11 protein-coding genes are annotated in these 12,762 nt (G+C 65.5%); 7 read left to right on the top strand and 4 right to left on the bottom strand.

The window, feature by feature from the left end:
- Nucleotides 1-42: 42 nt before the first annotated feature.
- On the bottom strand, nucleotides 43-738 hold the full coding sequence (locus tag OIE68_RS33580) for an SDR family oxidoreductase (RefSeq protein WP_327094984.1): 696 nt from the start codon (nucleotides 736-738) through the stop codon (nucleotides 43-45).
- 202 nt (nucleotides 739-940) lie between these two features.
- Between OIE68_RS33580 and ggh the strand changes: the two genes are divergently transcribed.
- Nucleotides 941-2,278: a glucosylglycerate hydrolase gene (gene ggh, locus OIE68_RS33575; protein WP_327094983.1), complete on the top strand. Its 1,338-nt coding sequence runs from the start codon at nucleotides 941-943 to the stop codon at nucleotides 2,276-2,278.
- Between the two features lie 203 nt (nucleotides 2,279-2,481).
- Nucleotides 2,482-3,138, top strand: coding sequence for a glycoside hydrolase family 25 protein (locus tag OIE68_RS33570; RefSeq protein WP_327094982.1), 657 nt, complete (start codon nucleotides 2,482-2,484; stop codon nucleotides 3,136-3,138).
- An 86-nt stretch (nucleotides 3,139-3,224) separates the two neighbouring features.
- Here OIE68_RS33570 and OIE68_RS33565 read toward each other — a convergent pair whose 3' ends face one another.
- Nucleotides 3,225-5,285, bottom strand: coding sequence for a PhoX family phosphatase (locus OIE68_RS33565; protein ID WP_327094981.1), 2,061 nt, complete (start codon nucleotides 5,283-5,285; stop codon nucleotides 3,225-3,227).
- 360 nt (nucleotides 5,286-5,645) lie between these two features.
- On the opposite strand from OIE68_RS33565, the gene OIE68_RS33560 reads away from it, so the two are divergent.
- On the top strand, nucleotides 5,646-5,891 hold the full coding sequence (locus OIE68_RS33560) for a hypothetical protein (protein WP_327094980.1): 246 nt from the start codon (nucleotides 5,646-5,648) through the stop codon (nucleotides 5,889-5,891).
- A 58-nt stretch (nucleotides 5,892-5,949) separates the two neighbouring features.
- On the opposite strand, the gene OIE68_RS33555 is transcribed toward OIE68_RS33560, so the two are convergent.
- Both OIE68_RS33555 and OIE68_RS33550 read right to left on the bottom strand, forming a co-directional pair.
- Complete coding sequence (locus OIE68_RS33555) at nucleotides 5,950-6,753, bottom strand: hypothetical protein (protein WP_327094979.1); 804 nt, start codon at nucleotides 6,751-6,753, stop codon at nucleotides 5,950-5,952.
- Between the two features lie 90 nt (nucleotides 6,754-6,843).
- Nucleotides 6,844-7,386 carry a lipoprotein LpqH gene (locus OIE68_RS33550; RefSeq protein WP_327094978.1) on the bottom strand — a complete coding sequence of 181 codons (543 nt, stop codon included), beginning with the start codon at nucleotides 7,384-7,386 and terminating at the stop codon, nucleotides 6,844-6,846.
- 145 nt (nucleotides 7,387-7,531) lie between these two features.
- On the opposite strand from OIE68_RS33550, the gene OIE68_RS33545 reads away from it, so the two are divergent.
- From OIE68_RS33545 to OIE68_RS33530, 4 genes are read left to right on the top strand one after another with little or no spacing between them, the layout of a single operon-like run.
- Nucleotides 7,532-8,851 carry a hypothetical protein gene (locus tag OIE68_RS33545; RefSeq protein WP_327101911.1) on the top strand — a complete coding sequence of 440 codons (1,320 nt, stop codon included), beginning with the start codon at nucleotides 7,532-7,534 and terminating at the stop codon, nucleotides 8,849-8,851.
- Nucleotides 8,851-9,900: a hypothetical protein gene (locus OIE68_RS33540; protein ID WP_327094977.1), complete on the top strand. Its 1,050-nt coding sequence runs from the start codon at nucleotides 8,851-8,853 to the stop codon at nucleotides 9,898-9,900. The genes OIE68_RS33545 and OIE68_RS33540 overlap by 1 nt, the downstream gene beginning before the upstream one ends.
- Entirely contained in the window at nucleotides 9,900-11,435 is a 1,536-nt protein-coding gene (locus OIE68_RS33535; protein ID WP_327094976.1) for a tetratricopeptide repeat protein, read from the top strand. Before OIE68_RS33540 ends, OIE68_RS33535 begins: the two co-directional genes overlap by 1 nt.
- Complete coding sequence (locus tag OIE68_RS33530) at nucleotides 11,432-12,697, top strand: CHAT domain-containing protein (RefSeq protein WP_327094975.1); 1,266 nt, start codon at nucleotides 11,432-11,434, stop codon at nucleotides 12,695-12,697. The genes OIE68_RS33535 and OIE68_RS33530 overlap by 4 nt, the downstream gene beginning before the upstream one ends.
- Nucleotides 12,698-12,762: the final 65 nt, after the last annotated feature.

The following is a 12,762-nucleotide window of genomic DNA, read 5'->3' as shown; positions in this document are numbered from 1 at the left end:
TCGACTCGTACTCGGGATAGCGTCCATCGCAGTCGAGGCAGGTCAGAACGGCCGCAGCACGATCTCGGTCGGATGGCCGTCACGCGGTGTGTCGATGGCCGAACGCACGGTCCCCGCAACCGTCTCCGGCCTCAGGAATTCCTCCGCGCGATACTCGCGACCCTCACCCGCGATGATCTCCCGCTGCATATCGGTATCGATGCGGCCGGGATGGATCGAGGTCACCCGCAGCGTCGGCTCCTCCAACCGCAGCGCGTCACCGAAGGCCCGCAAACCGAACTTGCTTGCCGCGTAAGACGCCCACCCCGCATTCGCCCGCAATCCGGCACCCGAATTGATCAGCACCACATGACCGTTGGCCGCGCGCAACGCGGGCAGCAGCAGCCGAGTCAACTCGACGACGGCAATCACGTTGGCTTCCAAGGTATTTCGCCACTGCTGCACCGAGGATTCGGCGATCGAACCCAGGTCCGCGATACCGGCGTTGTGTACCAACACATCCAGGTGCTTAATCGGCGAAACCGCTTCCGCCACTGCGGAATAGTCGGTCAACTCGACCGGCCATCCGGTGGCGCCGGGCAGTTCGCCTAGTATCGCGCGCAGCGCCTCGGCCGAGCGGGCGCCGAGCAACAGATCGTGGGTCGGTGCGAGTTCGCGAGCGATCGCGGCGCCGAGCCCGCGGCTGGCGCCGGTGATCAGCGCGGTCGGCTTCGGTGTGCTGGTCACGGCGGTGGTCATGGAGTCACCGTATCGGCCACCGAAACGGGCAGTAGCACTACCCGCATGCGCGGCGATGGATGCATAAAGCGAATAAGTGGAATTCACGGACGGGGCATGCAGAGTGAGATCCGGCGCACAACAGCTGGCCACCAGGGCGCACCAGGACGAGACACGAGTCACTGAGCGGGCGTACTTGCGAGTGTCATCGCAAAATAGGGGGATGGCACACCCAGGCTTCACCCCAACACAGCTCGCGGCTCGCGCCGCCTACCTGCTACGGGGCAATGACCTGGGCACCATGACCAGTGCCGCGCCCCGGCTGTATCCGCACATGTGGAGCTGGGATGCCGCCTTCGTCGCGGTCGGTCTCGCCCCGCTGAGTGTCGAGCGCGCGGTCATCGAACTGGACACCCTGCTTTCGGCGCAGTGGAAGAACGGGATGATCCCGCACATCGTCTTCGCCAATGGTGTGGACGGTTACTTCCCCGGCCCGGCCCGCTGGGAGTGCAAGAAGCTGGCCGCCAATGCCCCGGATGGTCCGGACACCTCCGGCATAACCCAGCCGCCGGTGCACGCCATCGCGGTGCAGCGCATCCTCGACCATTCCCGTCGCCACGGCCGCAGCACCAGGGCGGTGGCCGAGGAATTCCTGAATCGGCGCTGGCCCGATCTGGTGCGCTGGCATCGCTGGCTGGCCCATGCCCGCGACCCCAAGGAAAGCGGCCGGATCACGCTGTATCACGGCTGGGAATCCGGGATGGACAATTCGCCGCGCTGGGATCGGGCCTATGCGAATGTGACGCCCGGCGATCTGCCGCCGTATCAGCGCGAGGATCTGCTGGTGGTCTCGGACACATCGCAGCGGCCGAGCGATCGCGAATACGACCGTTATCTGTGGCTGGTCGAGCAGATGCGTCGTGCCGGATACGACGACTACCAGCTCGCCTCGACGATGAGCTTCGCGGTGGAGGATGTCTTCGTCACCGCGATCTTCGCGCTGGCGTGTGAGGTTCTCGCCAATATCGGCGAGGAGTACAAGCAGCCCCATGCCGATGTCCGCGAACTGTATTCGTGGGCGGAACGCTTCCGCGCGGGCGTGGTCGCGACTACCGACGCACGCACCGGTGCGGCCCGGGATTTCGACGTGCGCCTCAAGCGCTGGATCAATACCGAAACCCTCTCGATGTTCGCCCCACTACTGTCCGGCGGACTGCCCCGCGACACCGAACGCAGCCTGTTGCGCCTGTTCGAGGGCCCGCGCTTCTGCGGTCATCCAGACCTGCGCTATGCCCTGCCGCCGTCCACCTCACCGGTCTCCAAGGACTTCCGCTCCCGCGAATACTGGCGCGGCCCGGTCTGGCCGGTGATGAGCTGGCTGTTCTCCTGGGTCTTCGCCCGCCGTGGCTGGGCCGAACGCTCCTTCATGCTCCGCGCCGAAGGTCTGCGCCAAGCCAGCGACGGCAGCTTCGCCGAATACTACGAACCCTTCACCGGCGAACCCCTCGGCAGCATGCAGCAGTCCTGGACCGCGGCCTCTGTCCTGGACTGGCTCGGCTGACGCATCCGGCCCGGTCGCAGCAATGGGAGCCGCTGGTGATGTGAGCGGCCCCAGCGGGCGGCAAGTGAACACTGCGCAAATGCCTCAGATGTAACTCTGGTCACAAGCGATGGTTGTCGCTATCGTCGAAAAGCATGGATAGCACTCGTTGGAGATCGACTCGCGCCGTGGCGTTGTCCGCGATTACGGTGGGCAGCATCCTGATGGCTACTTCGACGGGAACGGCGGCGGCCGACCCGAGCGGACCCGATGTGTCGTCGTGGCAGCACGTCGACGGCCGGTTCATCGACTGGTTCGCGGTGCGAGGGGCCGGGCACGCTTTCGCCATGGTGAAGGCGACGGAGGGCGTGAGTTACGTCAATCCGTATTTCGTGCCGGACAGCATTCTGATGCGGGCGGCGGGGGTCGCGCGCGGGACGTATCACTACGCGCGACCGAACCTGCCGCCGGAGCCGCAGGCGGCGCTGTACGCGGCGGTCGTGCTCGGACAGAACGGGCCGCTGGATCTGCCGCCGGTGCTCGATCTGGAGAATGCGGGCGGACTCGGTCCGGCCGGACTGATCGACTGGACGCATCGGTATCTGAATACCGTGCAGGCCCTGACCGGACGGGTGCCGATCATCTACACCTATCCGAATTTCTGGAAGTCGGCCATGGCGAATACCAATGAATTCACCAGGTATCCGCTCTGGATCGCCGACTATCGCGGCAACGAACAACCCGAAGTACCGGGTGGCTGGCCGACATGGACGTTCTGGCAGACCACCGACAGCGGCCGCATTCCCGGTATCGCGGGCGGCACCGATGTCAACGTATACAGCGGCGCCCAAGGCGAATTCGCGCGCTACGCCAATATGTAGGGCCTGCTGGGTGGCAGCTGACGTAGAAACGGCGAAACCGCTACTCCCTGCAGGTTCGAGTAGCGGTTTCGCCGTCTGCTCCTCGGCTACACGCCGATGCGGCCGCCCTTACCCTTCCATACCGCGACGACCGAGGGGCGCGGCTGCGATGTGCCGCCGTCCGGCCAATGCGAGGCCGGCTTGTCGGCGTTGGCCCCATCCACTTCGCCCGGATGCTGTACGCACACCAGCACCCGCTCCTCGGTGACGACCGGCCCACAGGTTTCCGCTCCGAGCGGAACGGTGAGGAACTGCTTTGTCTCACCGCGCCTTTCGCCCTCCAGCACCACCGAGAACAGGCCGTCGTTGGACTTCAGCGCATTGCCGTCGGTGGCGATCCACAGGTTGCCGTGCGGGTCGAAGGCCAGGTTGTCCGGGCAGGAGATCGGGCTGACCTTGGTCTTGTCGAAGCCCGAAAAGTACGTGTCGGCAGTCTTCGGATCGCCGCACACCAGTAGCAGAGACCACGTGAACGCGGTGCCCTTGTGGTCGTCGACGAGCTCGAGCACCTGACCGTTCTTGTTCTGATTGCGCGGATTCGCCTCGTCCACACCGGGTTTGCCCTCGGTACCGCGGTTGCTGTTGTTGGTCAGCGCGACGTACACCTTGCCGGTCTTCGGATTCGGTTCGAAATCCTCGGGCCGGTCCATCTTGGTAGCGCCGACCTTATCGCCGGCGAGCCGGGTGAACACCGCGACCTCTTCGGCGGTCATTCCGTCGACCAGCGACTTGCCCTTACCATCCGCGCCGGTCTGCAGGATCGGAAGCCATTGCCCCTTGCCGGTGAACCCCTTGTCCGACGGCGACTTTCCGGTCCCGTCGATCTGTTCCGGGTGATCGCCGGTCAGTTTCGCGACGTACAACGTGCCCTCATCGAGGATGGTCATATTCGCTTTGCGACTGGCGGCGGTGTTGCCCGACTGAATCTTCTTGGCCGAGATGAACTTGTACATGTACTCGAACCGCTCATCGTCGCCGCTATAGGCGACCACGGTGCCGTCGTCGGTGACGTAGATGTTGGCGGACTCGTGTTTGAACCGGCCGAGCGCGGTGTGCTTCACCGGGGTGGACGCGGGATCCCACGGATCCACCTCGATCACATATCCGAAGCGGTTGGATTCATTCGGTTCCTGCGCCACATCGAAACGCTTGTCGAATGTCTCCCAGCGACGCGGCATCTCACCCTGACCGGCTCCTGGATGGCCGAGACCGTAGCGCTTTCCGCGCTGCTGAGCGACCGGATCGACCAGCACGCCGGCGAAGTACTGGTTGAAATTCTCTTCACCGGAAAGCACAGTGCCCCACGGAGTTACACCACCGGAGCAATTGTTGAACGTACCGAGCACCCGGGCGCCGGACGGGTCGGCGGAGGTCTTCAGCAGATCGCTGCCCGCAGCGGGCCCGGTGACCTTGAATTCGGTGGTTCCGGTGATGCGCCGGTTGTATCGACCCAGGACCGGGGAAAGCTTGCCGGAATCCGCTTCGCCATTGACCTGCACCACCGAAAGTCCGTGCGCGGCAATGGCGATCTCGAACTGCTCGCGGGTCGGCGCATCCGGGTTGTAGCCGAGGAACATGAACGGCTCGGTGGTGTACTCGTGGTTGACCACGAGCAGGTACTCGTGCTGTTTGCCCTCGATGGACAGCAGCGCCGCGAAGTCGTTGTTGAAACCGAACTGCTTGGCCTGCGCCGCCGCCGTCTGATTGGCGAAGTCGAACTTCGGCGCGTCCGGCAGCACCGGATCGCCCCAGCGGATCACCACGCCCTGCTCATAGTCGGTCGGGACGACGAGCGCGTCCTCCTTATTAGGCGTGACCGCATCGAAGCCGGTACCGACGCCCGTGCCCGGATTCGCCGCCTCGGTGGCCTTATCGTCACCGCAGGCCGCGAGCAAGCCACCCGCGCCGACCGCCAGCACCACCGCGGCGCTGCCCTGGAACAGTCGCCGCCGCGACATGGCGGCGACGATATCGCCGAAGTACTCGCCGGGCGAGGTGTTCGGAACCTCGTGGGCACACGCATTGCCGCACTTGTATTGGCAGGTAACCAAAGAACGCGACGAGGCGCCGTCGTGCTTCACGAACAGGGCGAGGGGCTTCGGTGTCACAACCGCACCTCGCTGGCGCTCGGCACCGTCGTGCCACCCGGGTGGCCGGTGTTGATGGTTCGCTCGCTTCGCTCGCTCACGATGAACTCCTGACATAGTGCTGACCGGCGCACCGTAAGCCGCTCAGGCGATCCACAGGAAACAGTCAGATGAACGTGCGACCAATTAGGTAACCCTCAATTTGGGAAGCCCTCGGGCCGCACCCGCCCGCTATCCTGGCACCGACCGCGCGCTACCGCTTTTACCTGGTCGAACCCCCTGGATTTCGGTTGAGTCACGTAACGCGCTACTCATGTGCGTCTCCCCTCCCAGGAGGAGGATCGGTCACAAGGACATGAGTACCGAGTCAGGAGTAGTGCGATGACTATGTCCGAAGGAAAATCCCAGCTCACCCCACAGGCGCTGGACTATCTCGACTCGATCCTCGCGGGCGCGGTGGCGGAGGCCCGGATCGTACTAGTCGACCACGAACATATGGGTGAAGACGGCGATGGCGGCTGCAACAGATGTACCCACCCCACCTGTGTCGGCTTCATCCCGGGCGGTGGTGCGGTCTGCAAACGCCCCACCTGCCATCACAGCTTCTTCAGCCACCGCGTCTTCTGACGCACAAACAAATGTTGCTCCCGTTCCTGGTGAACGAGAGCAACATTCTGATCCGGGGCTACGCATTGACTTGCAGTGCGATCACGACCTCTTGTTCGTGCTCCGGCAGATAGTGGACCTGGATGATCCGACCGACCTGCACCTGGGCCACGCTGGCGGGCGGCAGAAACTTGTCCACGCTCGTGGTGAAGGTCGTTCCGTCGGGCCGGGTCACGACCAGGCCGAGCTCGATCTTGGAATACCCGTTGCGGATTTCGCCGGGCACCGCAAGCGATTGCACGACGGCCTGAGCGGTAATGCCGCGCTCGGCGATATCGAGTTTGGCCTTGGTGGTGAAGCCCTTTCGGATCATGGATTCGTTCATGGCGCGCTGGGCCACCGACATATCGCCGGAGCGGTCGACCTCGACCTTGTCGGTGCGATCGGGCAGATAGCGCACCGGCAGCACGACACCGGGCTGCAGCAGGGCGAGTTCGGTGAGCGGAACGATCATTTTGGCGTGCGAGTCGAATATCTTGCCGTCGACGCCCTCGACGCTGAAGTCGATACGGATCTGCGGCTGATCATTGACGGTCAGCCCGGTCTGGCGGAAGGACTTGATGGTGCCGATGCCGACCAGACCGTCACGGAAGGCCGAGCTGTTGTTGCCGGTGAAGGCCGCCAGCATGCCCTCGCCGGTGAAAGCGAAGACGATCGGGACGATGGTCAGGGCGATGATCGGCAGCGCCATCTGCGGCCCGACCCAGGCGAGCATGCTGTCGTCGAAGGGGCCGGAGCTGGTGTAGGTGAAACCGTGCCAGAGGTAGTAGCCGATCGAGAGGACGAAGAAGGCGGCGGCGAGCGAGCGGGCGATGTTTTTCATGGTTTTCCCTTGTGTATGAAGCGGTTTGCCCCGCTCACGCCCCCTTTGCATCAAGGGGCGTGAGCGAGTGCCAGGTCATGGTCGTTCGGGTCAGCCGCCGACCACGGTGGAGCAGGCGAAGGTGATATCGAATTTCGAGCTCTTCGGGCTTGCGGTCGGATTGGTGAGGTCGGGCGCGCCGACGCCTTCACCGGTGACCTTGTAGGTGTTGCCGTCCTTGACGACCTTGGCCGAACCGCCGGGCATGCCGTTGCCGAAGCCGAGGGCGTAGGGCAGGCCGTTGGCACCGCCCTTGCTGCCCGCGACCGCGACGGCCTGGACGTTGTCGGTGCCGGTGATGGAGGCGCTCACGCTCAGGGTGCCGTAGGTGGCGTTATTGGTGTCGCTGAGCGCGAGGGCGACGGTGTCGCCCTGCTTGGCGCAGGTGGTGTCGAACTTGCCGTCGAGCGCCTTACCGTCGACCGAGGCGGTCGACTTGCCCGACGCCGGCGCCGGGGCGGCCGAGGTGCCCGGCTTGGCCGAGGTGGTCGACGAGTTGCCCGAGTCGTCACTGCATCCGGTGACGAAGAGGGCGAAGGCGGCGGCCGAGGCGGCGAGGGCTGCGGCGGAGATGCGGACCGGCTTGGTGTTCATGATCTGTTCCTTTGCTTCGTTCGGCTCCGGTGTTGGGCCGATACGAGAAAGGTAGGAATCGAACGCGCCCTACCGATCCCAGGTTTCTCGGAGTCTGAAACGGAGGAAGTTCCGTTAACCTGGTCGAATGCGACGGCCGCGCGCGATGGTGCTGGACGAGGTTTGGCGCCGACTCGAGGGCGTCGAACCGCTCAGTGGACCCCACGGCGGCCCGCTGCGGCGGACCGTGAAGCTCATCCTGGATCCACTGGTCATTCGCCCTGTGCAGAATCCGCTGTGCGCGGGACCGATCCTCACCGCCGACGGCACGGTTCTGCTCGCCACCCGAATCCACGCCGCCGCCGATGTGCTGCGCGCGACGGCGGCCTGGTTTTCGCTGCTCAAACAGGTCCGGCGGGCGCTGCGGATCACCGAGGGCAATCCGCAGGATCTGTATTTCCAGCGCGCCTTCGAACTCGCCACCACATCGGGTATGCCGGATCCGGCCCGGGACCGGGCGACCGCCGAGGCGACACTGCACGACGTCCACGAATTCGCGGCGGGGCGCACCACACAGGCGCTCAAGGAGTACATCACCGCGGGTGCGCGGACTGCCGAACTCGACTCGTTGATCGATATCGCGTGGGGACGACGTCCGGTGGGCGGTCCAACCGGAGAGCGCGCCGAGCTGTTCGCGGCGCTGCTCGATGCAGCCGCGGCTCGTGACGGTCGGAGCGCCGAGGGGCAGCGGACATTCGATCAGCTCGTCGCCACCCATGCCGGGACGCACGGCGGAATCCGACTATGGGACAACAGCTTCGAGCCTACGGCACATCGGCTAGGGCTGACCGCAGTGCCGATTCCGCAGCCACCTGCGCTCGGTTCGTCGGCCTCGAAGGCCAGTCTCGGACTGCCGTTCGATCGCACCATCTACGAGCGCGTATTCACCGTGCTGCAAGCGTCGAGTGAACGGGCCGAACTGCCGCCCATTCCGGAATTGGTAACCACGGAGATCGCCCGAAGTTGTTCGCCCTGGGCACTTTTGGATGAATCACTACGCGTCGCGGCGACTGCCGGAGCCGCGCTCGCGCTCGGGTTGCGGCCGATCGTATTGCATGGCGCGCAGTCGGCAGCGGCCGAAACGGCGGCGCATCGAGTGATCAATAGCCGCTGGCAGCGGGAGGCGTACGTCCTGCAGGCGCGGCGGCTCGCGGTGCGCACCGATATCGAAATGCCAAGTGGCCCACTGTCGGCCATCGCCACCGAGCTGCGCACACCGTGGCGGCCATATCTGCGGCGGCTGTGGGTTCGCCTACACGGACGCGATGTCCGGGAGTTCGGCGTCTCCGAGCCGGACGAGCTGTGGGATCTGCTCGATGGGGTGGCGCGGTCGGTCATGCTGGACCATCGCATGCGGATCAAACAGGCACTGAGTGTGAGTTCCCTTGTCACCGAGTCGGATCCGGCGGAATCGAGGGCGAGCTGATGAGCGGGACCGTGCGTATCGAACCGGCCGGGGACGGGATCTGGATCATTGCGCCCGAAGGAGCCCCGACGGTGTTGGACGGTGCCGCGGCGATCGATGCGATGGTATTGGAAGTTATCGGCGGTCATCTTTCCTGGAGTCTTCTTGCCGGACAGACGATTCCGGCGGCGGTGATCGATGATGTCGAACTTGCCCAGGACTGGTTGTGGGCGGTATACGGCGAGCGGATTGCCGTCACCGTTGCCGATTTCGACAGCGGCGATGCCGAACTCACCGGCGGGAGCGAATTCCCAGCCGAACCCGCGATACCCGATCTGGTCGCCACTGCCTGGCGGCTCGGTTTCGCGTACTGGGCCACGCGCTGGTGGCCTGCCTCTTCAATCGACGGCATCACCGCGCTCGACGAACGACTGCTCGACCAGGAGATCACCGCATTGCGCGTGGAATGCGATCTACTCATCGGTGACGACGAGCCGACTCCGGACGAAGAGCCCGCGCCGACTGAAGTAATCGCAACCACCGCTCGCGCAGCCGATTACGCGCTTGCCGCAGGCAGCGGAGCCGACCGGCCGACAGGTGCGCTGTCGCTCGGGCGGGGCACCGGTGGATGGGACTGGCGGCGGTGCCCGCCGGGACTCATCGATGCGTCCGAGCGGGCGGTGTCCTGGGAATCGACGCGTAGTTCGGGAACCACGACAGTGCGCGTCACCGCGGTAGCCGCACCCCAATTGGGCTCGGACGCACCGGCACACCTGCACCCGCGCGCCTTCATCACCACACCCGTCGGCACGGCCGAGGCCGAGCTGGACCTGGTCGGCGATCTGTGGACCGGCGCGGCCACCACGCCGTCGGATTCCGTTTCGACGGTGGATGTCTACGTGCCCGGTATCGGTGCGCCCGGCGAACCCGGGCTGGGTGGTCCCGAGGTCCGGCGACAGATTCGTGAACTCGCGACCGCACGGCTGCGTCGGGCTACTGCCGCGGATGATGCGCTCGATGCACCCCTTCTTGCCGAAATCGCGGCCGCCGCATCGGATTCGGACTTCTGATGCCAGCCGATGACGGTCGCGAACGGCTCGCCGAGGGAGCCGCCGCCTATCAGCGTGGCGATGTCGCCGAGGCCAGGCGGCTGTTCGAGGAAATCGCCCGGACCAGCACAGATGGCCTGCGGGTGAGCGCGCTGGTCAACGCCGCGAGCATGTGCGATGAACTCGGCGATCATGCCGGGGCGATCGTCAGGTTCCGCGAGGCGCTCGCGGAGATGCCCGCGGACGCGATCGAAAAGCGACCCGCCGCACTGATCAACCTCTCCCAGGCATTGCAGCACGTCGGCGATCTCGATGGTGCGCAGCAGGCGCTGGAACAGGCGCGGGCGCTGCTCACCGCACACAACGACGAGAGCATGCAGCGCGTGGCCTGTCTGCTATCGCTGACCGCGGTGGCATTCCATCGCCAGAGCTGGGCCTACGCCATCGAACTCGCCACCGAATCGTTGGATGCGGCAGTGCGTTTCGCACCGCACCTGGCCGGACATCCGCTCTCGACACTCGGCGGGATCTACTTCGAGACCGGACGGCGCGAACTCGCCGTCGACTTCATGGGCCAGGCCCTGACGGCCTTCGATGCCGCCGGTGATCGCAATGCCGTCGCGGAGACGGAACAGAATCTGGCCGTCATGCACGTCAGGTTGGATCGGTTCGACGAGGCCGAACCGCCGCTGCGATCCAGCCAGGAGTACTTCGAGCGCGCCGAACTCGGATATCGCGCGGGCGTCGGGCTGAAGACCATGGGATTTCTCGCCGAGGGCCGCGGCGATACCGATGCGGCGCATCAGCTCTATGGCCGCAGCCTCGACTATTTTCAAGAATCCGGTGCGGTGCTCGATGCCGCCGATGTGCGAGTGCGCCTGGCGACCGTGGCGTACTCGAACGGACAATACGACGAGGGCGAAATCCTCATCGGCGAGGCTTTCGCCGCGTATGCCGAGCGCGGTCTCGGATTGCACTGTGCCCAAATCGATTTCTGGCATGCGGCACTGCTGGAGTCGGTCATCGAGGCGGCCGAAACGCCGGATGCCGAACTATTGGGGCGGGCAATCGATCTCGCGGTGCCGTCGGCGCTGGCCATCGATGCCGTGCGCTACACCCTGCCCAATGGCAATCAACGCGAGAAATGGAACCGCCAGATCGCCGATCCGGCGATGCGGATGGCATTCCGGTTCGCCTATCTGTCCGGCAATGGTCCGCTGATCGTGGACCTCATCGAAACACAGTGCGCGGGTACGACATTGGATATCGCCAGATCGGCAGGCGGCGGGCCGCCGCGGCTGCCTCTCGAACTATTCGATCCACCAGCTGAGCCGGCGCAACCCACAGTGCAGGTCGGGACCGGGCCGCAGAGTGGGTCGGCCCCGCAGTTGGGCACGGCGCTGGCCTCGGTCGCGGCGAGCGCCGGACTGCCGGTGGTGCCACCGCCGCGGGTGGCCGTCGCACCGGACGGACATATCGCGTTGGCCGGGTATATCGAGGCCGCCGAGCTGCGGTACGGGCATCCGGTGCGGGACAGCCGGGTGCTGCCCGCATGACCATCTCGGAACAACCGACCGTCATTGTGCGGATGGCGGATGCGGGCGATCTCTACATGTCGTGGCGCTGGTTGCGCAACGAATACGACCAGGGTGCGAGCATGCTGCCCGGGGATGCGATCACCGACGCCGTCGAGCAGTTCGCGCAGGCGTTGCCCGATCCGGCGGTGCCCGGCGGCCTCGAACGTGCCATGACCACTGGCGCTTTCGCCTCATACGACGCGGAATATCTTCTTGCGCAGTCGCTTTCCCGCGCTTTGCTGCCCTATGGCCTGGCGGCACAGTTGTACGACCTGCACGTGCGCGGTGTGCGTCCACATATTCGACTGCAACCCTCGCCCCGGGTAGCTCAGATCCCGTGGGAGATCATCGCGCCCAGCCCGGAACTGCGCCTGGTGGATATCGCCGATATCAGCCTGCTCGCTCCCACCAGCATCGTGCACGGTCCGGACCGCACGGCTCGCACCTGGTCCGAGACGGGTGCATTGCCGGTGGTGGCCGTACTGGACCCGCGCGTCCCGGGCTTTCGCGCCGATTCCGCGCTCGGCTCCGTCCTCGGCCGCATGGACCCCAAAGCCCCACTCACCCAACGGGTCGCCGAATATTCGTCCCAGGGCCGACTACTGCCCGCGGTCGACGATCCGATCGACGCGTTCCGCCGCACGGATATCGATCGAAGCTGGTTGAGCGAAGCGCTACGCGGCGGTGCCAGCCGTTTGACCTATGTGGGGCATGTGACCGCGGCAGCCCCCGAATCCGGCCAGAGCGAAGCCTCCGAACTACACCTCGCCTGCGACGCTGAATCCATCGGCTTCGCCACCCCCGTCCGAGCGCACCGCCCCCTCTCGGCCAAGGACCTACTGCTCGGCACCCATACCCTGACCACCGAACCCGTTGCCGGACCACAACTCTGGCCGATTCCGAGCCGAGTCGCCCTGATCGCCTGCGAAAGCGGCGGCGATATGCGCTTCAGTGAGGCCCTCGGCCTGGTCGCCGCCATGATCAACGGCGGTGCCGAATTGGTGACCGCCAGCCGCTGGCCGCTCCCCACCGATTTCGCCTTTCAACGCCTCGCCGGCGCACCCCCTGATGCCCGTCCCCTCCAACACGCCATCTGCGCCATCGACGCCGCTCACGAACACCCGGACCCGGTAACCGCCCTCGCCACCTGGCAACGATCTTGCCTGACCGCCTGGCGCACCACCCGCGCCATCGAACACTCCCCCCTGCTCTGGTCCGCCTTCGCCACCGTCCGCACCTGACCACCCGGCTGCCGGTATGCGTCGGATCGCTTCGCCACGACGACGGTGACCGCCTGCGAGCCTGG

Source organism: Nocardia vinacea (assembly GCF_035920345.1).
In the GTDB taxonomy this organism is placed as follows: domain Bacteria; phylum Actinomycetota; class Actinomycetes; order Mycobacteriales; family Mycobacteriaceae; genus Nocardia; species Nocardia vinacea_A.
Note: the sequence above shows the minus strand (reverse complement) of the source record. Positions and strands in the feature narration are given on the sequence as shown.

Bases quoted from the DNA above. Each gene is read 5' to 3' on its own strand.
- OIE68_RS33535 (WP_327094976.1), top strand. From the start codon at position 9,900: ATGCCAGCCGATGACGGTCGCGAACGGCTCGCCGAGGGAGCCGCCGCC.
- OIE68_RS33560 (WP_327094980.1), top strand. From the start codon at position 5,646: ATGACTATGTCCGAAGGAAAATCCCAGCTCACCCCACAGGCGCTGGAC.
- OIE68_RS33540 (WP_327094977.1), top strand. From the start codon at position 8,851: ATGAGCGGGACCGTGCGTATCGAACCGGCCGGGGACGGGATCTGGATC.
- OIE68_RS33530 (WP_327094975.1), top strand. From the start codon at position 11,432: ATGACCATCTCGGAACAACCGACCGTCATTGTGCGGATGGCGGATGCG.
- OIE68_RS33550 (WP_327094978.1), bottom strand. From the start codon at position 7,386: ATGAACACCAAGCCGGTCCGCATCTCCGCCGCAGCCCTCGCCGCCTCG.
- OIE68_RS33570 (WP_327094982.1), top strand. From the start codon at position 2,482: ATGGCTACTTCGACGGGAACGGCGGCGGCCGACCCGAGCGGACCCGAT.
- OIE68_RS33545 (WP_327101911.1), top strand. From the start codon at position 7,532: ATGGTGCTGGACGAGGTTTGGCGCCGACTCGAGGGCGTCGAACCGCTC.
- OIE68_RS33580 (WP_327094984.1), bottom strand. From the start codon at position 738: ATGACCACCGCCGTGACCAGCACACCGAAGCCGACCGCGCTGATCACC.
- OIE68_RS33555 (WP_327094979.1), bottom strand. From the start codon at position 6,753: ATGAAAAACATCGCCCGCTCGCTCGCCGCCGCCTTCTTCGTCCTCTCG.
- ggh (WP_327094983.1), top strand. From the start codon at position 941: ATGGCACACCCAGGCTTCACCCCAACACAGCTCGCGGCTCGCGCCGCC.